General features: G+C 48.0%; 21 protein-coding genes and 1 other RNA gene. 2 read left to right on the forward strand and 20 right to left on the reverse strand.

Going from position 1 to position 22,171, the window contains the following annotated elements:
* Positions 1–4: 4 nt before the first annotated feature.
* On the reverse strand, positions 5–1,435 hold the full coding sequence (pdxR, locus tag GJB61_RS22125) for a MocR-like pyridoxine biosynthesis transcription factor PdxR (protein WP_154121206.1): 1,431 nt from the start codon (positions 1,433–1,435) through the stop codon (positions 5–7).
* A 95-nt stretch (positions 1,436–1,530) separates the two neighbouring features.
* On the opposite strand from pdxR, the gene GJB61_RS22130 reads away from it, so the two are divergent.
* On the forward strand, positions 1,531–2,748 hold the full coding sequence (locus GJB61_RS22130; RefSeq protein WP_154121207.1) for an aminotransferase-like domain-containing protein: 1,218 nt from the start codon (positions 1,531–1,533) through the stop codon (positions 2,746–2,748).
* Between the two features lie 97 nt (positions 2,749–2,845).
* Here the strand turns inward: GJB61_RS22130 and rnpB are convergent.
* From rnpB to era, 12 genes are all read right to left on the reverse strand, one after another.
* Positions 2,846–3,254: RNase P RNA component class A (gene rnpB, locus GJB61_RS22135), an RNA gene on the reverse strand.
* A gap of 61 nt (positions 3,255–3,315) precedes the next feature.
* Entirely contained in the window at positions 3,316–4,431 is a 1,116-nt protein-coding gene (locus GJB61_RS22140; protein ID WP_154121208.1) for a Nif3-like dinuclear metal center hexameric protein, read from the reverse strand.
* Positions 4,407–5,186 (reverse strand): tRNA (adenine(22)-N(1))-methyltransferase, encoded by a 780-nt coding sequence (locus GJB61_RS22145; protein WP_154121209.1) that lies wholly within the window; start codon positions 5,184–5,186, stop codon positions 4,407–4,409. Before GJB61_RS22145 ends, GJB61_RS22140 begins: the two co-directional genes overlap by 25 nt.
* Positions 5,183–6,007: a hypothetical protein gene (locus GJB61_RS22150; protein WP_154121210.1), complete on the reverse strand. Its 825-nt coding sequence runs from the start codon at positions 6,005–6,007 to the stop codon at positions 5,183–5,185. Before GJB61_RS22150 ends, GJB61_RS22145 begins: the two co-directional genes overlap by 4 nt.
* Positions 6,008–6,124: 117 nt before the next feature.
* Positions 6,125–7,255 (reverse strand): RNA polymerase sigma factor RpoD, encoded by a 1,131-nt coding sequence (gene rpoD, locus GJB61_RS22155; protein WP_154121211.1) that lies wholly within the window; start codon positions 7,253–7,255, stop codon positions 6,125–6,127.
* Positions 7,256–7,295: 40 nt separating this feature from the next.
* Positions 7,296–9,131, reverse strand: coding sequence for a DNA primase (dnaG, locus tag GJB61_RS22160; protein WP_154121212.1), 1,836 nt, complete (start codon positions 9,129–9,131; stop codon positions 7,296–7,298).
* Between the two features lie 24 nt (positions 9,132–9,155).
* Positions 9,156–9,629, reverse strand: coding sequence for a YaiI/YqxD family protein (locus tag GJB61_RS22165; RefSeq protein WP_154121213.1), 474 nt, complete (start codon positions 9,627–9,629; stop codon positions 9,156–9,158).
* 172 nt (positions 9,630–9,801) lie between these two features.
* Positions 9,802–11,877 carry a glycine--tRNA ligase subunit beta gene (glyS, locus tag GJB61_RS22170; RefSeq protein WP_338116024.1) on the reverse strand — a complete coding sequence of 692 codons (2,076 nt, stop codon included), beginning with the start codon at positions 11,875–11,877 and terminating at the stop codon, positions 9,802–9,804.
* Positions 11,870–12,757 carry a glycine--tRNA ligase subunit alpha gene (glyQ, locus tag GJB61_RS22175; RefSeq protein WP_154121214.1) on the reverse strand — a complete coding sequence of 296 codons (888 nt, stop codon included), beginning with the start codon at positions 12,755–12,757 and terminating at the stop codon, positions 11,870–11,872. Before glyQ ends, glyS begins: the two co-directional genes overlap by 8 nt.
* A 406-nt stretch (positions 12,758–13,163) precedes the next feature.
* Complete coding sequence (recO, locus tag GJB61_RS22180; protein ID WP_154121215.1) at positions 13,164–13,919, reverse strand: DNA repair protein RecO; 756 nt, start codon at positions 13,917–13,919, stop codon at positions 13,164–13,166.
* A 36-nt stretch (positions 13,920–13,955) separates the two neighbouring features.
* The gene (locus tag GJB61_RS22185; RefSeq protein ID WP_154121216.1) at positions 13,956–14,099 is read right to left on the reverse strand and encodes a YqzL family protein; all 144 of its coding nucleotides are present in this window, start codon (positions 14,097–14,099) and stop codon (positions 13,956–13,958) included.
* 107 nt (positions 14,100–14,206) lie between these two features.
* Complete coding sequence (gene era / locus GJB61_RS22190; RefSeq protein WP_154121217.1) at positions 14,207–15,100, reverse strand: GTPase Era; 894 nt, start codon at positions 15,098–15,100, stop codon at positions 14,207–14,209.
* A 307-nt stretch (positions 15,101–15,407) separates the two neighbouring features.
* On the opposite strand from era, the gene GJB61_RS32245 reads away from it, so the two are divergent.
* Entirely contained in the window at positions 15,408–15,542 is a 135-nt protein-coding gene (locus GJB61_RS32245; RefSeq protein ID WP_267490836.1) for a hypothetical protein, read from the forward strand.
* Between the two features lie 252 nt (positions 15,543–15,794).
* Here the strand turns inward: GJB61_RS32245 and GJB61_RS22195 are convergent, their stop codons facing one another.
* The 7 genes from GJB61_RS22195 to yqfC form a co-directional block, all read right to left on the reverse strand.
* The gene (locus GJB61_RS22195; protein WP_154121218.1) at positions 15,795–16,214 is read right to left on the reverse strand and encodes a cytidine deaminase; all 420 of its coding nucleotides are present in this window, start codon (positions 16,212–16,214) and stop codon (positions 15,795–15,797) included.
* A gap of 247 nt (positions 16,215–16,461) precedes the next feature.
* Positions 16,462–16,857, reverse strand: a complete 396-nt coding sequence (locus tag GJB61_RS22200; RefSeq protein WP_154121219.1) for a diacylglycerol kinase family protein — start codon at positions 16,855–16,857, stop codon at positions 16,462–16,464.
* Positions 16,857–17,354, reverse strand: coding sequence for an rRNA maturation RNase YbeY (ybeY, locus tag GJB61_RS22205; RefSeq protein ID WP_154121220.1), 498 nt, complete (start codon positions 17,352–17,354; stop codon positions 16,857–16,859). Before ybeY ends, GJB61_RS22200 begins: the two co-directional genes overlap by 1 nt.
* Positions 17,351–19,606, reverse strand: coding sequence for an HD family phosphohydrolase (locus GJB61_RS22210; RefSeq protein ID WP_154121221.1), 2,256 nt, complete (start codon positions 19,604–19,606; stop codon positions 17,351–17,353). Before GJB61_RS22210 ends, ybeY begins: the two co-directional genes overlap by 4 nt.
* A 14-nt stretch (positions 19,607–19,620) precedes the next feature.
* Positions 19,621–20,592 carry a PhoH family protein gene (locus GJB61_RS22215; protein ID WP_154121222.1) on the reverse strand — a complete coding sequence of 324 codons (972 nt, stop codon included), beginning with the start codon at positions 20,590–20,592 and terminating at the stop codon, positions 19,621–19,623.
* A 6-nt stretch (positions 20,593–20,598) separates the two neighbouring features.
* A complete protein-coding gene (gene yqfD / locus GJB61_RS22220; RefSeq protein WP_154121223.1) occupies positions 20,599–21,789 on the reverse strand; it encodes a sporulation protein YqfD in 1,191 nt (396 codons plus the stop codon).
* The gene (gene yqfC / locus GJB61_RS22225) at positions 21,786–22,079 is read right to left on the reverse strand and encodes a sporulation protein YqfC (RefSeq protein WP_154121224.1); all 294 of its coding nucleotides are present in this window, start codon (positions 22,077–22,079) and stop codon (positions 21,786–21,788) included. The genes yqfD and yqfC overlap by 4 nt, the downstream gene beginning before the upstream one ends.
* Positions 22,080–22,171: the final 92 nt, after the last annotated feature.

Here is a 22,171-nt window from a genome sequence, read left to right on the forward strand (position 1 = left end):
AACTTCAAGCCAGAAACCTGCTCAGTAGTCTAAGAAATAATCTCAACCCCTGTTCCATATCCGCTTCATTCATCTGTGAATAACACAGGCGGATGTGACGTGAGGGAGTATCGCCAGCATAGCAGACATCGCCGGGTAGAAAAGAAATGCTCTCACGTTCAGCCAGATCATGCAGTCTGCCCACTCCTAGAGCAGATGGAAGCTCCAGCCAGAGACTAAGTCCACCCTCTGGCAGGACCCAGTTTACACCTGGCGGAGCATATTCCTTCAGCAGTTTGGCTGCTTTCTCCATACGTCCGCGCAGAGCGTTGCGTAGTTGTCCGACATACGTGTCATATTTCTTAGAAATAAACGGAAGAACGGCCCGCTGCGTTAGTAATGGACTGCCCAAATCACTTGCGGATTTAGCGGCGATTAGACGGGATAAAATATTACCCTCAGCCGCTACACAGGCAATTCGGCAGCCCGGAGCGAGCACCTTGCTGAAGCTTTTCATATAGACTACATGTCCATCCAAATCCATGGATTTAATGGATGGCGGAGGCGGCGTGTGGAAATACAAATCACTGAAAGGATCGTCCTCTACAAGAAGACAGCTATAGCTGCGGGCTAATTCCAGTAGCCGCTGTCTTCTTGTCATGCTCATCGTGACTCCGCTCGGATTCTGAAAGGTTGGGCAGGTATAAATCAGCTTCGGCGGTCTTTGATCACACATTTTTGTAAGAAGATCCACTCTCATCCCCTCACTATCCATGGGCACAAAGATCATTTCTGCGCCTCGGCCCGCAAAAACGTCAATCGCTCCTGTGTAACTTGGAGCCTCCAGATAGACGGTATCTCCAGGGCCAACAAAGGTGCGTGCTACCAGATCTATACCCTGCTGGGCTCCGCTCGTAATCATCAGGTCAGATGAGGACAGCGCGATTCCTCGCGACTGCAAATGTCCACTCATCATTTCCCGCAGCTCAAAATCTCCCTGAAAATTACCATAAGTCGCCATCAATTCTGGCTGTTTCGTCACTAACGATGCCATCGTGGCTCCAATATAATCCAAGGGCAGTAGTTCGCTATGAATCGCTGCCAGATGAAAGGGATACTTCACCTCTGAATAATCAAAATTCCGCCACAGCTGGGCTCTCGGTAGATAGTCATCGTATTTGCTTTGCCAACCCGCACCTTCTTGACTCTGTTTATGCTCGGTTTCGGCAACAAAGCAGCCTTTTCCCTGACTACAGTTAATAACTCCTCGTCTTGCAAGCTCAGCATAGGCCTTGCTCACGGTAACCTGACTTACCTTAAGTGATACAGCCAGCCCTCGAACAGATGGCAACTGAGCACCTTGGTGCAGTAATCCTGATGAAATCCGCTGTGAGAGTGTTTCGCAAATTTGCTGCGGCAAGGATTTATTGCTGCTGCGGTTTAAATCGATGTGCATCCTCCTTCGCCTCCACTGTTATATTTAACGCTTTACTGTTATACTGCAATGCCGTTATGATACATCAAAATCGATAGGGTGGGGAGCAATTTTTTATGGAAATCAATTACTCAACGACAGCCAATCATCTCGGGTCTTCAGCTGTTCGCGAAATTCTGAAGGTTACTCAAGGCAAGAATATTATTTCACTGGCAGGCGGACTACCTGCAGAAGATTTATTTCCTCTGCAGGCGGTTAGTAACGCTTACAGCCGTGTGCTCTCTGCCGATTCCTCAGTGCTGCAATACGGATTAACCGAGGGCTTCACTCCTCTGCGCGATAAAATTGCTGAAAGACTTACCAAGCAGGGAATCCCTGTCACAGCAGCAGAAATGATCCTGACGACAGGTTCGCAGCAAGCGATAGATCTGTTATGCAAAATAATGATTGATCCCGGTGACACCGTCCTCGTGGAAGCTCCGACTTATCTGGCTGCTTTGCAGGTGCTCGGTTCCTACCGTGCCGATATTCAGACTGTAGAGAATGACGAACAAGGCATGCTGCCAGATGATTTGGAGGATAAGCTGCGTAGGCTCCGGCCGAAACTGCTGTACGCTGTTCCTACCTTCAACAACCCGTCAGGGGCAACCTGGAGCAAGGAACGGCGCGAGCAGACAGTGGAGTTATGTCGTCGGTACGGCGTGCTTATCCTGGAAGATAATCCATATGGAGAAATTACGTTTGATGAAGACAAGGAGCTTTATCCCCTTTCACTAGCTGCGATCGACAGAAGCTACGGTGGAGATTATTGTGTCGTCTACACGGGAACCTTCTCCAAAATTGTGGCCCCGGCGCTACGCTCGGGTTGGATTGTCGGCCCCTCTGAGCTAATCAAGGTCATTGCCAAGGCCAAACAAGCGGCGGATCTGCATTCCAGTACCATTGATCAGCGCGCCTTGGATGAGCTGCTGCAGCAATTTGACATCGAGAAGCATATCCGCGTGATCTCCCGGGAATATCGTTCCCGGATGAAACTGCTGTCTGCAGAGCTGACCTCAAGGGCTTGGGAGGGTGCCCATTTCCTCGAGCCGCGGGGCGGCATGTTCTTGTGGCTGACACTTTCCGCAGACATTAATGCCGCTGATCTTTTGCCGCTCGCTGTAAATCACGGGGTTGCCTTTGTTCCAGGAGAAGTGTTCTATTCGGCGCAGCCACTGAAGAACACCATGCGCCTCAATTTCACCCACACCCCGCCTCAGTTAATGCCAATGGCTGTACAGAGGTTAGATCAAGCGTTAACGATGTATAAAGAAAGCTTAAACCTCTCGCACTAAGTATTTAGCTTGTGACGCAGCATAAGCAGCCGTAAAAAGACAAAAAAGGCGACCTTCCAAGGAAGAGTCGCCATTCAGTATGCGTTGTAGTTGTAGTTAGGAAAGTTTGCCGTAAGCCGGGTTCTGTGCTCGTCGTGGTTCAAACGGGAACTACCCTCCCACCATAAGCGACAATCATCTATCTAGGCCATACATTACTGCACAGCTCCAGCGACCAACCTAGACGCGCCTCAGGCGAAGGCTGCCTCTTCCGGTTAAGGATCAGCGGCGTCTCATTAGGTCTTGCTCCAGATGGGGTTTACCAGGAACGAAGTCACCAGCGTTCCTCGGGGTCTCTTACACCTCGGTTCCATCCTTGCCTGTGCCACCCTAAGGTGGCCATCGGCGGTCCATTTCTGTGGCACTATCCTTCAGCTCGCGCCGACTGGACGTTATCCAGCATCCTGCCTTAAGGAGCCCGGACTTTCCTCCCGTGACGAATCACCGGCGATTGTCTGTCAAACTTTCCGAACAACATTATATATTATACAGATATCTGCAACTCTGCACAAGTGCAAATAGATGGAGTTAGAGGAAACTGAAGGGTTCTGTATTCACCTTGGAAGCATGTACACTCGTGTCATACTTATGTTCAGCCAGCTTTTCGGCCATCCATTCGGCTACCTTCACCTTCATAATCTTCTCCGCGTTATGCCCTGGATCAATCAGAGTGATTCCTGCCAGCAAGGCATCTTGTGCCGTGTGATAATCAATATCGCCGGTAACAAGCACATCTGCACCACGGAAAATGGCGTTGCTATAGAACTTGCCCCCTGAACCGCCCATTACTGCAGCTTTGCGGATAGGACGGTCCAAATCTCCGACCACGCGTACGTTATCTACTTTCAGTCCGCTTTTTACTGTTTCAACGAATTGTCGCAGCGTAGTAGGCTCTTTCAGCTTTCCTACTCTGCCAAGTCCCAGACTGCGGCCTTTTAAATCCATGGAGTATAGATCATAAGCAACTTCTTCATAAGGATGTGCCTTGAGCATCGCCTGTACCACTTTATTACGGAAAGCAAGCGGAACAATGGTCTCGATGCGAATTTCCTCGGCATGTGTCATTTTACCCTGTTCTCCGATAAATGGTTCTGCGCCTTCACGCGGTATAAATGTTCCATAGCCCTCAATATTAAAGCTGCAATGACTGTAATTTCCAATCGAGCCTGCTCCGGCGTTAAGAACAGCGTCTAGGACCTTTTGGTGCTGCTCTTTCGGGACAAACACGACTAACTTAAACAGCTGTTCTGTATGAATATCCTTGATAGGTTCCCCGTTCTCAATCCCAAGAGCTTCCGCCATCCAGTCATTCATTCCGCCCTCAGTGACATCCAGATTGGTATGGCTAATATAAACCGCTATGTCATTCTTAATTAGCTTCTCATATAACTTGCCTGCAGGTGTGTCTGTCTGAATTCCCTGCAGCGGCCGAAAAATAATCGCATGATGGGCAATGATTAGATTGCAGCCAAGACTGATTGCCTCTTCTACTACCTCATCGTTCACATCAAGCGCCACCAGTAAGCCGGTGATTTCCATTTGCAGGCTGCCGAGCTGCAGGCCAATCTTATCCCACTCCTCCGCCACATGCTTCGGAGCCAGCTGTTCCATATATTGAATTACAGTTTGTCCTTTGGCAAGCATTGCAGCACCTCCGTAATTTGCTTAATCCGTGCTGTGATTACATTTCGTTTCTCTTCTGCAGTTTCGAGCTCTGAGCGGGATAGTGAAGCCAGTATGCCTTCAAGCTTATTGATCTCCCCTTGCCACTTGGCAAAAAAAGCAGCGTTAGGTGCTCGCAACAGCCACGGCCCCATCTCGATTAGCATTTCCCGGTTGCACATTACTGTACCTCCATCCAGTGCCAAATCACTGTATAGATGGTCATTCGTCATTCCGGGTGCAGCATCCTCTGGCATAGCTGTCAGGATCTCATAAAGCTTGCCGTCTTCCTTAAGGATGTTCTCGGCAACAAGGATCCAACCATTATTCAACAGCCAACGGCGTAAAATATCCTCCGCAACATTCGGCTGGAGTGCCAGGATTTTGATCCCTTGTAGCTTGCCTTGACTCTGCCCACGATCCAAAATAGCAGCTATCAATGCCCCGCCCATTCCGGCAATGGAGATGCAGTCTACTTCACCAGGTTCCAACACCTCAAGTCCATCCCCGCGCCGCACGGAGATCACAGCACCCTTTCCGGCTTCTGCAACCCCCTTACAGGCCGCATCATAGGGACCCTGGTTTACTTCACCGGCAATAGCGAATACAGCCTTACCGCATTCTACAGCAGCCACAGGCAGCAAAGCATGATCCGAACCGATGTCAGCCAGTCTGCTTCCCTGTGGAATTTGCTCCAGCACACACTGAAGCCGATCTGATAATTTCACGTTATTCATGATGTCACCCACGTTATCCATTTTTTCCGAAACAGGAACAGCAGAGCCAAGCCCACCGCAATTTTAGTTAATAACAAAAATGATACCCACTGGGGATAGCCCTGTCTTAGCAGAAGAGCATCTATCTCCGGCATGATCCACAGCGTTGCTCCAACTCCAAAATAAACCCCGGCAACTCCACTGATCCGGTGATATAAAAGCCAGCTCAGCCATACCATAAGCACACAGAGTGGCAGCCAGAGCAGCTCCAGTTCAAGCATAGAAGCATCTGGACGAATCTTGATGAAGAACCCGCCATACAATAAACCCCAGAAGGCAAAGCCACAGTAATTAAGCAGTCCTATCCGTAGAACAAAACCGAGAATGCACCATAGCAGTCCACAGAATCCGATTAGTATAGGTCTCCAGAACAACGGATCAAGATTATGCAGCTCAATTATCCATAGTCCGAACCCAAGGGTTAAGATGCTGGCAATCCCTGCTAGCATAAGGCTGAAGACCTTTTGCCGATCCCTCAAAACTGCCGAATATCCATAACAAACGATTAAGACAGATAGGGCTGTTGCGAGTTGCAAAGGCCAGGGAAAAACGCTAAAATAAAGACTAATCAAGAAAATCAAGGAAATTATTCCAAAACCAAACAGCCAAATTTTGATGCTTCCCTGTTGTAAATTATGTAACGAAATCGGATTATTATCCTTAACTGTAGCTTCATCGTCATAAATATTGGTCAAGAAATCGCAATACTGCTCAGGCAACAGCCGGCTCTTTCTCCAATACTGAATTTCTCTTAATATGATGTCACGTTTCTCCAAATTCAACAGTTCATCCCTCTTTCCAGGCATAAAAGGTCAGTTTTGAGTATTGTAATATTTTCCATCCATTGAAATAAAAAAGACCTCCTGCCACTGTGCAGCAGAAGGTCCAGTTCTTAAATCCTATTCGAGGAAATCCTTAAGCCGTTTGCTTCGGCTTGGGTGACGCAACTTACGCAACGCCTTGGCTTCGATCTGGCGAATTCGTTCCCGAGTTACACCGAACACTTTGCCCACTTCCTCTAGCGTTCTCGTCCGTCCGTCATCTAAGCCGAAACGTAGACGGAGTACATTCTCTTCGCGCTCTGTGAGCGTGTCCAGTACATCCTCCAGTTGTTCCTTCAGCAATTCATAAGCGGCGGCATCAGCCGGAGCTAATGCTTCCTGATCCTCAATAAAGTCACCCAGATGAGAATCGTCTTCCTCACCAATTGGTGTTTCGAGTGATACAGGCTCCTGAGCAATCTTCATGATTTCTCTGACCTTCTCCACCGTCAGCTCCATCTCAGCTGCGATTTCCTCAGGTGATGGCTCACGTCCCAACTCTTGCAGTAATTGACGGGAGACACGAATTAGCTTGTTGATGGTTTCAACCATATGCACGGGTATACGAATAGTACGCGCCTGATCCGCAATCGCCCGGGTAATGGCCTGACGTATCCACCAAGTGGCATAGGTACTGAATTTGAAGCCCTTGTTGTGGTCAAATTTCTCTACCGCTTTGATTAGACCCATATTGCCTTCTTGAATTAGATCCAAGAACAACATGCCGCGTCCAACATAACGTTTAGCGATACTTACCACGAGCCGCAGATTCGCTTCCGCAAGCCGCCGCTTTGCTTCTTCGTCACCATTCTTAATTCTCATGGCAAGTTCTACTTCATCATCAGCCGACAGCAAGGGAACACGACCAATTTCTTTCAGATACATACGAACAGGATCGTTAATCTTAATTCCCGGTGGAAGTGACAAATCATCGTCAAAGCTCTCTTCACTTTCGTTATTCTCGTTGTCCTCACTCGGCCGAAGAGTCGTTACCTCCTCATCATTCTCGTTCACAACTTCAATCCCCAAATCACTGAGCTGCTCATAGAACTCTTCCATCTGCTCAGGGTCTTGATCAAACGGCGACAATTTCTCCATGATATCTTTGTAATTCAATGATGATCTTTTTTTGCCATTCTCAATAAGCTGATCCTTAACCTCATCCAAAGTAAATTCTGCTTCCAGTTCAGTATGCTGATCGTTCGCCATAATTCGACTCCCTCCTCCCTAGGTACATCCTGTCAAGTCTTCATTGTCTCTCTAGGGCTAAAATTTCACTTGCTATTTGTGCTGCTCGTAAAAAGTCACCGGATTTTTCCGCTTGAATCATCTCTTCACGTTTCGGTTCTATCTTGCGTTGCATAGGGTATTTCCGTACTTCGCGAATGCAATCATCCAGTACCTGTTCATTCCAGCCTGGAGGGGTATCCATCATGGAAATGGAGGTGGCGGCCTTCTCCAGACGGTCATCCTGAAGCGATGAGAGAAACCGACTGATGCCTGGTGGTTTGCCTTGCGCGTAATAGGCGTATAGATAAGCGGCAATTGCCGCATGATCATCGATGTTGAAATCTTCTCCGAGGCGTTCACCCACATATGTGGCAGCTTCCGGGTCCTGAATCATCAAGGACAGCAGACGCCGTTCCGCGACATGATAAGCGGGCAGCAACGTTGGTGTCTGCACTTGCCCTTTTTTATGCCTACCATTATTCCACCTTTTATCGTTATTATCCCCTTCGGGAATGTTTTTTTGCAGCGAGGCCCTCAGAAGATTGCAGTCCTGCTTCAAACTATCATATGACAGTTCCAGCTCGGAGGCGATTTCTCTCAGGTATACCTCTCGCTCTGTTGAAGAATGCAGCGAGGCAATGACTTCCAAAGCCTCTTTGACGTAGGCAATTTTGCCATCTTCCTCTAGGAGTATATGGTTTTTTTTCAGATATATAAGCTTAAATTTTATGGATGAAACCGCCGACTCAATAACTTGTTCTCTGAATCTGTCCCCACCATGCTTGGAAATAAAATCATCCGGATCTAGTCCGCTTGGCAGCAACGCAATCTTCACGCGCAAGCCAGTTCCTTCAAGCATGGGTACTGCCTTAATGGCTGCAGCTTGTCCTGCCCGGTCACCATCATAAGAAAGGATAATTTCGTCAGCCAGACTCTTCATTAACACCACATGACTGTCCGTCAGCGAGGTACCCATGGTTGCCACACCGTTATGCACACCTGCTTCCCAAGCCGATATGACATCCCCATATCCTTCAAATAGAACGATTTGCCGCGTTTTGCGGATGGATGCTTTGGACTGGTGCAAATTGTAGAGAATCCGGCTTTTGTTAAACAATCTGCTCTCCGGAGAATTTAAATACTTGGGTTGACCCTCTCCCAAAATTCTTCCGGCAAATGCGATTACCTTACCTGTACGATTCGCAATTGGAAAGATGATGCGCCCGCGGAAACGGTCGACATAACCTTTGCCCTCACCTCTGGCGGACAATAGTCCACCTTTCTCCATCTCAGCAAGATCAAAGTTCCGTTTCTCCAAAAACTGAAGCAGTGTGTCCCAGCGATCGGGGGCATATCCGATCTGGAATTGGTCTATCATTTTGTCGCTGAAATTGCGGGACCTTAAATAATCCATGGCGGCTGTGCCGTGTTCCGTATTCTTCAACAGGTAATGATAGAACTTCGCAGACCATTCATACGCTTGAATCAACCGATCACGTTCCGGGTCCGGAGCAGACAGCATACCTCCCTTTCCTTCTGGAATGGGTATATCACTTTCTTCAGCCATTATGCGGACTGCTTCGGGGAAGGATAAACCTTCGATTTCCATCCTGAATTTGATGGCATTTCCACCCATACCGCAGCCAAAGCAATGAAATACACCGCGATCCGGAGTAACAGTAAAAGAAGGGGTCTTCTCCGAATGAAACGGGCAGAGGCCCCATAAATATTTCCCCTGCTTGGACAAATGGACAACTTTACCGACTGTATCGACAATATCATGCCGCGCCAGCACGCTTTCGATAACCTCTTCCGGAATATTCCCCTGTCCGCTAGCCACTTCGACCACCTTCATCTCTTAACAAATAAATATAATTCGCTATAGCTGCACATTCTCCTGCAAAAGTGTTAAAAGTTTTGTCAGTTTATGTTGAAAAAAAATTTTCTCTTCTGCAGTAATCGGTTTTGGACCCTTGGAATAATGTCCTCTTCTTCGTTCTACAGCTTTGGCATGCCTGCCCTCCAGTATAAAATCCATTTCGGAATCCTCATACACCTTGCCCCGAAAAGAGAGCGCAGAACAACGTTTACCCAGCGCCAGCGCAGCAAGTCCATAATCCTGAGTCAGCACAATATCTCCTGCCGAAATGTGATTGGCAATATATAGATCCGCACTCTGATCACCGCTGTCTACCTGCACAACCGTGACACCTTCTTCACCTTTCAACACATGGTTATAGGAAGACACCATCACTACCGGAATGCCAAAGTTACGAGCAACTGCAGCAATCTCCTTTTTGACCGGACAAGCATCTCCATCCACCACTATGGTTCTTCCCTGGGAACTCTTCATGACTCTCACCAGTTTCCCGTGTAATATATATACGCTTTACTTATAGGAAATCCTTCTTTGAAAAGCATAAAATACGGAACGAGTGACAACTGACGCATTGGCACCGTTCCGTATATTTATACCCCAAACCATCAATCTATACCATAAGACATACACTTTTCTTAAAGGATGTTCACCAGACCAGCTTGCCGAAATCAGCAAAGGCCTTACAATCCGCATCAATTCCTGCCAGCAAAGCCAGACGGTTCGCGCGTATCTGCTCATCCTCAGCCATGACCATCACTGAATCAAAAAATCCGGTAACCGTTTCTTTCAATCCGGAAAGAATGTGGAGCGCTTCTTCCGCATTTCTTGCTGTAAGTGCTTGTGCGTAAGGGGTGTGCAGTGTCTGCCATGTCTCATACAGCTTTACTTCAGCTTCTTCGGTCAAGAGCGTTGGCTCTATAATCCCCACAGTTGCTTTGGCGGCCAGGTTACTGACCCGGTTAAAGGAATCGACCGTGATTTTGAAGTCTTCTTGATTAGAAACAGCATCCATAAGCGCACGGCTTCTGGCTACAACATCAACCACATTATCATAACCTGCGGCAATAACCGCATCCACAACATCATAGCGGACATTGTCGGATAATAGGCGTTTGACGCGCAGACCAAAGAACTCGTAAAGGCTTATACGCAGTTCATCACTAAAATGTTTCGAATTTTTGGAATTTTCATGTACTTCGATGGCTGCTGCAAAAATTTCCTGCAGATTGATTGGCAATTTATGCTCCAGCACAATTTGCACAATTCCTGCCGCTTGACGTCTAAGTGCATAAGGGTCCTGAGAGCCTGTCGGGATAATGCCAATAGAGAAGCAGCCTACAATGCTATCAATTTTGTCAGCTAGACTGACAACATAACCTGCTGCTGTCGTTGGGACAGCTTCACCGGCAAATCGTGGCTGATAATGTTCGAAGATCGCTTTAGCCACATTTTCCGGCTCCCCAGCTTTACGGGCGTAATCCTCACCCATGGTGCCTTGAAGTTCAGGGAATTCATAAACCATTTGTGTGACCAGATCGAACTTACAAATATCTGCGGTACGGCTAACTTCAGAAGCAACAGCAGTAGGCAAGCCCAGCTTCTCGGCCAAACGATCGGCAATCTTGCGAATGCGCCGAACTTTGTCTCCGATACTGCCTAGCTCTTCATGATAGACGATATTCTCCAGTTTGGCGAGCGCATCCTTGATTTGCAGCTTCTGATCTTCTTCATAGAAGAATTTGGCATCGGACAGTCGAGCACGGAGCACTTTCTCATTCCCTCTGGCGATTACATCTAGGGATTGCGCATTTCCGTTACGCACAGTTACAAAGAATGGCAACAACTTGCCGGCAGCGTCAAACACCGGGAAGTAACGCTGATGCTCACGCATTGAAGTAATTAGCACATCCTGAGGAATATTCAGGAAGGCTGGGTCAAAGGTACCGAACAATACCGTAGGTGTTTCCACCAGAAACAGCACTTCTTCCAGCAGATCTTCTTTGATGGCAATCGTCCAGTTCTTCTCTTCAGCAAGCTTGTTGATTCCGCCCAGAATAAGCTCTTGGCGTTCCTGCACATCCACAAGCACATGCTGCGCACGCATAACCTCCACATAAAGAGCAGGCTCAGTAATTTCAGCTTCTGCACCAAGGAAACGGTGACCACGGCTCACATTACCCGCTGTTACACCCGTAATTTCCAAATCAATGATTTCTTTGCCGAATAGGGCAACCAACCAGCGAATCGGGCGCACGAATTTGAAATCATAAGCTCCCCAGCGCATATTTTTCGGAAAAGTCATCGCACTTACAATTCCTGTAAGTCCTTCTGAGAGCAAAGACGAGGTTTCTACACCGGCACTGCTTCTAGTGGCATATATATATTCCACACCAGCCAGTTCTTTAAACGTAAAATCATCAGGGGATACACCTTGGCTACGGGCAAATCCGAGTGCCGCCTTACTCCACTCTCCACTTGCATCCTTAGCGATTTTGCGCGATGGACCTTTGACCTCTTCACTGATATCTACTTGCTTCTCAGCAACGTCCTTTACCAGCACTGCAAGACGGCGTGGTGTTGCATATGCCGTTACTCCACTGTGCGTAATGCGGGAGGATTCCAGCCATTTGGACGTTCTGTCCTGCAGCTGCTCCATGGCCGCCCGGATAAACCGCGCAGGAATTTCTTCCAGTCCGATCTCAAACAATAAATCTTTAGACACGGTCAGCACCTTCTTTCTTCAGCAGCGGGAAGCCAAGCTTCTCGCGTTCCTCCAGATATGTCGCAGCTACCGTACGGGCAAGATTACGGACTCTCGTAATAAATCCGGTACGTTCGGTTACGCTAATGGCACCACGGGCATCCAAAAGGTTAAAGGTATGCGAACATTTCAGCACATAATCATAAGCAGGGAATACAAGATGATGCTCCATGGCTCTGCGTGCTTCTTCTTCATACGTGTTGAACAGGGTGAATAACATTTTGACATCAGACACTTCAAATGTATACGTAGAATGCTCTACTTCCGGTTGATGAAAAACGTCACCATAGCTAATTCCGTCAACCCATTCCAGATCGAACACATTTTCTTTATCCTGAATATAAGAGGCCAATCGTTCCATGCCGTATGTAATTTCTACAGCGACCGGATTAGTCTCAATACCGCCTACTTGTTGGAAATAAGTAAATTGTGTGATTTCCATCCCGTCCAGCCATACTTCCCAACCTAGACCAGCGCAGCCAAGCGAGGGATTCTCCCAGTTGTCTTCAACAAAACGGATATCGTGCAGCAATGGATCAACACCCAAAGCTTTCAGACTGTCCAAATAAAGCTCTTGGATGTTATCGGGTGATGGCTTGATAATCACCTGAAATTGATGATGCTGGTACAAGCGGTTCGGGTTTTCTCCATAACGACCGTCTGAAGGACGACGGGAAGGCTCAACATAAGCGACCTTCCATGGCTCCGGTCCTAGCGACCGTAAAAAAGTCATGGGGTTCATCGTGCCGGCCCCTTTTTCCGTGTCATACGGCTGGACGAGAATGCAGTTCTGTGCTGCCCAAAACTGCTGCAGTGTCAAAATCATCTGCTGAAAGTTCATGATACCGACTCCTTCGCTTACAAGTTTTTTACGAAACGGTATTGTGCTGTGATCCCTTGCAACTTCGCGATGGAGGCGGCATTCTAATATGACAAAAAAACTCCCGCCCCCATGCCTGATAATCAGACATAGGGACGAGAGCTTATATACTCCCGCGGTTCCACCCTACTTGACCTCGCACTTGTGATTCCAGCATATCTTACTGCAGGACTCAAGGTACGAAATCCACTTTTCCTAATGCCGTTTCCGTACTCCCGGGTGCCATGTTCATGAACGTTGTCCCGCCAGGCTCTCACTTTCCCCGACTCGCTTTTGTGACAACAAAACTCATTACTTTCCCGATCGATGCACGATTCATTTCTTCAAACAGAAACTTTCACTATAGTAACGGAATTTTTGGATTTCGTCAAATATTGTATTTGTCGAGCTGATCCAGAAAATTTTGTGATTTCAGCTTTAGGCCCAACTGCATGTCCATGAAAGCCCTCATGATTAACTTAAGCTCCTCACGTGTACTTTCTTTGACATCCACATTGCCCAGTCGGTTCAGATCCAGCCTAGCGAATAGTCTCAGCAGCTTCAGAGCACGAGGAGAAACCTCCATCGCCGGAGGATCATTATGCTTACAGCTACGGCACAGCACTCCACCGAGGCGAGGGCTTAGCAGCAGCTGTTCATCGGGCTTCTCTTCTCCGCAGATCACACATCCATCCAGCTGTGGGCCATAGCCCGCAGTCTGCAGGATTTTCATCTCATACACATTTATAATCACACTTGGTTCTTTGTTGTCCTGAAGTGCATTGAGGCAGGCTGAGAGCTGGCGAAACCAGAAGCTTCCGGTTTCATCATCATGCAGCACACGATCAAGCAGCTCACAAGCATAAGAGGCATAAGCAGCTTTGATCAAATCCTCGCGCAGTGGGTGGTGGGAGTGAATAATCTCACCGGAATTTAGCGTCCCCAGCCCACCATTAGTTCTAAAAAAAACAAATTGTCCGACGGTGAACAGCTGGATCAGCGCAGCATGACGGCTCTTGACCTTCTTGGCACCGCGTACCAGAACGCCTACTTTGCCGGCGTTCTCGGTGCAAAGCGTAATGATGACGTTCCCCTCACCGTAGTCCATGCTGCGGATGACGATCCCTTCCACCCTGTGTAGCATGCCTCTTCCCCCAACCATTCGGCAAGCAACCAGTCCTTATTGTGCTTCTTCATTACAGACCTTCTCTTCCTCCACCAGTAGCGTTCCACTCTCGCTCTGTGGACTACGTGCTTCCTTGTACAGCAGATAAGCATCGACATCTCCAGTCATTGCAAAATACTTCCACGAAAAGTCTCGCATTCGTATTCATCCTTTCTTCTGAAAACACGATGTTTCTTCGAAGTTAGGATGTGCGTTAGGACAGGTTCTATCCTTGCAATTCCTGCCAAGGGAGCAGAGTGAAGAAGTTAAAGGTCTTTATGAAAGCCCAAATCACGCAGAACGCGATCCTGATTGCGCCAATCTTTTTTCACCTTTACCCATAATTCCAGGAAAATCTTCGAACCCAGCAGGTTCTCAATATCCGTGCGGGCCCGTCTGCCTACTTCTTTCAGCAGAGCGCCTTGCTTACCGATAATGATCCCTTTTTGGGAATCACGTTCTACAAAAATAACAGCAGAGATATGCACAATGCCATTAGGTTCTACGCTCATATCCTCGATAGCTACCGCAATGGAATGCGGCACTTCTTCGCGGGTCAGCTGCAATATTTTCTCACGGATCAATTCCGCGCACACAAATTGCTCCGGATGGTCGGTAATCTGATCCGCCGGGTAATACTGAGGTCCTTCTGGCAAATATTTGGCGATTTGCTCCAACAACGTATTCACATTGTTGCCAAACTTGGCAGAGATGGGTACGATTTGGGCAAAATCATGCAGCTTTTGGTATTCCGCCATCAACGGAAGCAACGCTTCCGGCTCAATTTTATCGATTTTGTTGAGCACGAGAATAACGGGCGTCTTCAGTCCGTTCAAATGTTCAGCGATATAACGGTCGCCTCCGCCCATTCCCTCTGCAGCATCTACAAGAAACAGCACGGCTTCAACTTCACCCAATGTGCTCATGGCCGTCTGGTTCATGTAGTCACCCAGCTTGGACTGTCTTTTATGGATACCCGGTGTGTCTAGGAACACGATTTGCGAATCATTGGTCGTGTAGACACCATGGATTTTATTTCTGGTTGTCTGCGGTTTATCTGACATGATGGCAATTTTCTGACCGATAACCTGATTCATCAATGTCGATTTACCTACGTTTGGTCTGCCAATAATGGCGACAAACCCTGATTTGAATTTCATATAATCTTCCTTTCGACTACTTGCCTTTTTCAATTCATTTTAACCTTATAAAAGATTTTCGATCCCCCTAAATCCCCCTTAGCCAAGGGGGACCCCAAGGGCCCCGGCCCTCTGGACACCCGGAACTGGCGTGACTGCGACGTAGGGGGATAGAAGAGACGATCGGTGCTGGAGCGCTTACGATCCCTGCGGGAACACGCTTGACTGCGGCGCGGACTACCAAGTGCAGACTTACTCGACACGGCTCGCATTCCGCTCTCCGTGTGAGAAATCGGGAGCTGGGCGAGTCTGTAGAGTAAAACGCGTAATGTTGTGCAATGATTCGCTGGCGGCTACGCCGCAGTGCTTACGGGTGAAGGTTACTCCAACGACAGAGCGAGAACAACAGAGTGAGTGGCAACGGCGGATTACTGTTCCAGTGGGAGTATCGCCACTGGCTTAGATCCGCTTTCCGTCCAATCTATTGCACTTTGTGCAGTAGATTGGACGGAAAGCGGGCTGATTGTTAAATCTACTGCATTCTATACAGTAGATTTAGCAGGTTAGGGCCATAAACTGATTATTTAAGTAATTCTACTGTAGGAAGTACACTAGAATTACAATTGCAGCTATAGCGAGACGATTCTATTGCACAAAGTACATTAGAACCGTCTATTTGATTTGTTAAAGCACTTTACCTAATACATGTCCTCGCCTACTCGGGAGCTTGTCCTTGCTCCAGATCTGCAGGGCCGAAGGCGCCGGGGAGTAGATCACGCACTGTAGTTTCAACGATATCGCCCTTCATGTTTCCGAGAATAACCAACATATCTGGAGGACATAGTTCAATCATCACTTGGCGGCAGACACCACAAGGCGATACGGGTCCGTCAGTATCAGCAATAACGGCGATAGCCTTAAAAGAGCCGGCTTTATGACCATCCGCAATCGCCCGGAACAACGCGGTACGTTCTGCGCAGTTGGTAGGACCATAAGCAGCGTTCTCCACATTGCAGCCATGATGAACATGACCATCCTGGTCAAGCAGCGCAGCACCGACTCCGAAACGGGAATAAGGAATATATGCATTGGCACGTGCTTTAATCGCTTCTTGAAGAAGTAGAGCAGAATCCATAGTTTCCTGTCCTCCTAAAAGTTTTATGAAGCTTAGCTACTTGAATTTTCTACGCAATAAAACTCGCTTCGTAAGCATACGCTTAAGTTTTATGAAGCTTAGCTACTTGAATTTTCTACGCAATAAAACTCGCTTCGTAAGCATACGCTTAAGTTTTATGAAGCTTAGCTACTAAGCTTCCCCATTAAAAGATGGCGGAGTCGCAAAACGCTCGTCCGCCTCTCCATACGCTTAAGTTGTATATTGATTATGACATAAGTCCGGTAATCCAGTCTATCACGGGACCGTAAAAAACATACAGCCCAGTTATAAGAGCAAACACCGCCGATAGAAGCACGGCTCCTGCGGCGGTATCTTTGGCTTTCTTAGCCAAGGGATGTATGGCAGGCGATACTAGATCAATTGTCGCTTCAATGGCCGTATTGAGCAGTTCGGCGGTCAGTACAAGTGTGATCGCGAGCAGCAACAGCATCCAACTGGCAGCTGGTAGTCTGAATACGGCGGCAGCAATAAGAACAACTACAGCCAGGAAGCTGTGCACCTTCATGTTAAGCTCGGATTTAAATGCTGCGGCAATGCCATGTGCCGCAAAGCGGAAAGAGTGCCAGAACTTTTTGTGGCCTACCGCCGTGTTCTTGACCATTAGCGGGTCAACCCAACCTGGATCAATACTTGTTCCTGTTTGGACATCATTTCGGCCTCTGAAGCGTCATCTTGGTGATCGTAGCCAAGCAAATGCAGAAAACCATGCACGAACAGGAAGCCAAGTTCCCGTTCCAGAGAATGCCCGTACTCTAGAGCCTGCTCCTGTGCGCGGGTTACTGAAATAATAATATCTCCAAGCATGTCTGGAAACTCCTCCAGCTCTTCGTCCTCTTCTACTTCATATATAATCTCCGGCTCATCTTCACCGGCTTCATTCATAGCAAAAGAAAGCACGTCTGTTGGACGGTCAATCCCCCGATACTCCCGATTCAATTCGTGGATACGCTCATTATCGACAAACGTAAGGTCAACCTCACCTTTGATAATCCCTTCCGCTTCTGCCGCTTTTTGCAGAATGCTCTCCAGCAGCGTGATAAGACTGTCTTTAATCTCGTATTCAGCTTGCTCATTATTCCATATAATTCCTAGGCTCATGTAGTAACAGCCCCTTCTTCTTTTTTCGGCTTGCGTATATCCTCTGGATATTCAATCCGGGAATGGAAAATGCCCATAACCGTCTCTTTCAGCGTTCGCGCAATGATATCCAGTTCCTTTATCGTTAGATCGCATTCGTCGAATTGATGGTCATCCAGCCGGCTCTTGATAATTTTCTCAATCATCGTCTCCACCTGTACGACCGTCGGTTTGCGCAAGGAACGGACAGCCGCTTCTACACTGTCAGCAATCCCGATCACAGCTGATTCCTTTGATTGTGCCTTCGGTCCAGGATAACGGAAGTCATCTTCGGTAAAATCAGGTTCATTCCCTTTTTCTTCGGCTAGTTTCAGTGCTTTATGATAAAAATAATGCAGGAATGTAGTCCCATGATGCTGCTCTGCAATGTCGCGGATAGGCTTGGGCAACTTATATTCCCTCAGCATTTCCACTCCGTCGCGGGCATGGGACACAATGATGGATTTGCTGAGCATCGGTTCAATAGAGTCATGCGGGTTCTCCATATTATTCTGATTCTCAATAAAATAAAAGGGTCGCTTCGTTTTGCCGATATCGTGATAATACGAGCCCACACGGCAGAGCAGCCCATCCGCGCCAATCGCTTCCGCCGCGGCTTCAGACAAATTGCCAACCATTACGCTGTGATGGTAGGTCCCCGGTGTTTCCATAAGCAGCTTGCGCAGCAGAGGATGGTTCGGGTTCGATAATTCTACCAGCTTCAGCGCTGATAGAATACCAAAGGTAGCCTCGAAGAATGGCATCAGCCCGATGACCAGCACTGCGGTTAAGAGACCGCTAGCAAAGGCAAAACCGATAGCATATAGGGTATCCACCTGGTTCCATACGCCACCGCCCAGAAGCGTCAGCATAAAGACAGTTCCACAGCCGAAAAGAGAGACCATGATCCCACCTTTCAGCAGTGTCGAACGCTGACCGGCACGGTGCGTGGCAAAGATAGCCACATAAGACACGATGAGCACAAAGAATCCAAAGTTAAAATCAAACACTGTATTCTGATGCACATTCAAAATAATACTGGAAAGAATACTGAACAAAATGGAACAAAAATACGCCAGTGTCATATCCAGCAACATGGCGATCAGCATCGCGCCAATGGCTACCGGAGCTAGAAATCCTATATAAGACCGGACATCCGTCTGCAAAAAAGCAGCCAGACGCATCGAGATAATGGTAATACCGAATACCAGCACCAGCATCAATAACTGGGAATTATTATACTTGAAAGTCGAGGTTCCTCCGGAATAGCGGATAAACATCAGCAGTCCTGCGGAGAGCAAAGCTGCCAGCATCAGCAGTCCAAGTTGCGGCCAATAATCGACCTCATTGTTCAACAAGCCGTTCTCATCCAGAAGCGTGTACAGGTCGGCAGTAATCAGCTGCCCTTTGGCAACAAGCACATCCCCTTGCTCTATGAACACATCAGGCGTGTCCTCACGGGCCTGAACCTTCGCTTCCTTTGTAGTTTCCTCATCGTAGAACTTATTACTCGTTAGAACAAGCCGCACCAGTTCCTGCACAACCTCACGGGCCGTACGCTGGGTCAGAGAGCTAATACTGACCTGCTCGGCTACCTTGGCGCGTGCAGTCTGAGCATCTTGTATCTGATCGTTCATCAGCTTGGTGACAATATCACGGGCAACCGGCTTCATTTCGATGATATCCTGAGAGGTCAGACGCGGTATTTTGATAAACGTCTCCTCAGGAATAACATAAGCCTGCTCCTTAATAATGGACTGCATTTCATCCAGAAGCGTATCCGAATAAGTGCCGTTGTTCCGGTTTGATGTTACAAAATTAAGAATAAAATCATTGGCCCGCTGCGGAATTTCCTCACGGTAAATTGCCGTTTTGTCCGTCTCTGAAATCAGATCATCCTGATTAAGGCGGTCAATGCGATCCAACAGAGAGGTTACCAGGTTATCAGACCTCATCGGAATAATTGCATACCGTTCTTTTACATTCTCAGCCGCTTTCTCCTGGGCTTTCAGCTTAGCCTTGCTGTCGAGGATCTGCTTGGGCGCTGTAATTTCCTTGGCGCTGTGGGTATCCTCTTTAATATCATACCGTTTAGGCAGCAGATCAGGCGCCAGACTGAAGTAGAAGACAAGCCCTAATAACAGGAAAAGAGCATAGCGCGTTAACGCGCTATACTTCCAGCCGTTGTTACTATATACTAATCCACTTAATTTGAATGGTTGCTTTGAAGCCATGAAGACAATCCCCTTTATTCGAGGTTTTCGGCAGAGCGGTCATAGGCAACGATTATTTTCTGCACCAGGGAATGCCTTACTACATCCTGTTCGGTAAAATAGACAAAGCCAAGCTCTTCTATGCCGGATAAAATCACTTGGGCTTCAATCAGACCGGATTTCTTGCCGCGGGGCAGATCGATCTGGGTAACATCCCCCGTAATGACCATCTTAGAGCCAAAGCCGAGCCGGGTTAGAAACATTTTCATTTGTGCAGGTGTCGTATTCTGGGCTTCATCCAGGATAATAAAAGAATCATCCAGTGTGCGCCCCCGCATATAAGCGAGCGGTGCAATCTCAATAAGTCCTCGTTCAAGCGCCTTGGCAACCTGATCTGGACCCATAACGTCATATAAGGCATCATAAAGCGGACGAAGATACGGATCTACCTTTTCCTGCAAATCTCCCGGAAGAAAGCCTAAGCTCTCACCTGCTTCTACTGCCGGACGGGTAAGCAAGATACGCTTGACGGAACCTTCCTTCAGCGCCTTAACCGCGAGCACAACCGCGAGATACGTCTTGCCGGTTCCCGCAGGACCAATTCCGAATACAATATCACGCTTATTAATCATTGTCACATAATGCTTCTGGCCAATGGTTTTGACGCGGATAGGCTTACCGCGAAAGGTTGTTGTAATTTCTCCTTTGAACAAATCGAGCAGTTGGTCGGCGCGAAAATCCTTCGCCAGCTCCACAGCATACTGCACGTCCCGCTCACTGAGTATATAACCGCCGCGAATCAGGGACAACAGCACATTGAACAATTGTGCCAGCATATCTACTTCCCGTTCGGCTCCGCGCAATGTGATCTCCGCTTCGCGCGAATCAATGATGGCGGGAATTTCACTCTCGATGATTTGTAAGAATACATCCTGCGGGCCGAACAGGGATTGCGCTTCTCCCGCATTTTGCAAAGATATACGAATGCTTGCAGTCTGTTCTGACAAGTAGCCTCATTCTCCTCGGTTGTTTACTATTGGAAGTTCTTCCGCGATTCTCTCTTCCACTTCAAAGAGTACTTTCATATAAACTTTACCATTCTCTTTCTTCTCATGCAAAATTTTTTGACTTTTGATTACGCTATCCATACCATAACGTGCCAAAATATCTTTCTTAGCTTGCTCCATACCGGCCTGCTGCGCTGCTTCTGGAGTACGAGTATCCGTGGTTTCCTTGACCTCCAGCTCCTTCTCAGTCATCCAGCCCAGCGGCAGTTCCAGTGAGCGCCAGACAAGTGGATCATGTTCTGTGAGTGTCCGTGACTTCTCGAACGTCGATTTTCCATATCCCCACAGCTGAATGGCCCATTTGCCAAGCACTAAATATGTTCGGTCCTTACGCTCTCCTGTATAGGAACTGCCCGTTGTCTTCAACGGTACAGCTATATTGTATTCATGCCACACTAGACCTTTGACGTCCCCTTTGGCAACTACATATTGTGCATTCTCTTCATCGCCCAGAATACCGGAAATCAGAATATCACCTTTCTTGACCCGCGAGTTGCGCGCTACAACCGGCCTGCCCTGCTCAGCATATATTTCGGTGACCACCGCATCAGTTCTGCTAATCAGATGACGCTTACTGAGCAGAGGCTTGGTCTCAGGCTGTTCAGCCTCCACTACCTGAATGGTAATGCTCGTCCCCGTACGTTCCAGGCCTATCCATGTAATGCCCGGCAGACGGGCTGTCAGCTCTCTTGCGAGCTTGTCCGGTTCGTCCAGACGCCAAATCCACTGGTAAGGGTATATCCCCTCCTGGTGAGCAGCAGCTAATATATCCTCTGAAGCAATATGTTCGTTCCCTTCGATTTTAATGCTCCATATCATAGATGACAGGAGCAGGAGAGAAACACCAAACAGAAATAACCCGATGGTAAAAAATTTACGCTTCCACATTCTTGCCGCCATAAAAGGCACTCCATGCCGACCAGAGACATGCATGCGGCAGCCTGTCTTTTTTAAAAGCGGCCGGAGAGTAAAGAAATCATCCAGCAGAAGCTTCAGAGAAACGCCGCTCCCAGCAGGCCTTACATCCCAAATAACAATGCCGGCTCCGGTTACAGCGTTTATGAATTTTTCCACCTGCGGTCCCGTCACATGCAGTGTAACGAACCCCCGCAGTGATGACATAGGCGGTTCCTTCATGAGTGCTCCTCGCTTTCTATATACCTGATTTCCCCAATAATGCCCTCGACGGCCAGCTCCTGGCCCAAAATATTGCGGATTACAAGCTCTTTACCTGTTATGACAAGCGAGCCTTTGACTAATGCAAGCGTAAGCTGCTCGGAGGAAAAATGCAGCACGCCGCGATGGTTCTCAATATATAACTCCTTATTGCCGATCAGGGTGATTCGGGGCATATTCTGCAGCAAATCCTGCGGAAGATCCATTACCCCGTTTGTCCATCCCCGCAGCCTGCGGCCGATACGGGTCATAAGTAGACGCTCCCCCTTCCTGCCTTCTGTACACCTTATGCAGCAACACTTTTTTTTATGAGTTGAAGTCATGGATGCATCATTTAGAAAAG

The organism is Paenibacillus monticola, assembly GCF_009664975.1.
GTDB lineage: Bacteria > Bacillota > Bacilli > Paenibacillales > Paenibacillaceae > Paenibacillus_AQ > Paenibacillus_AQ monticola.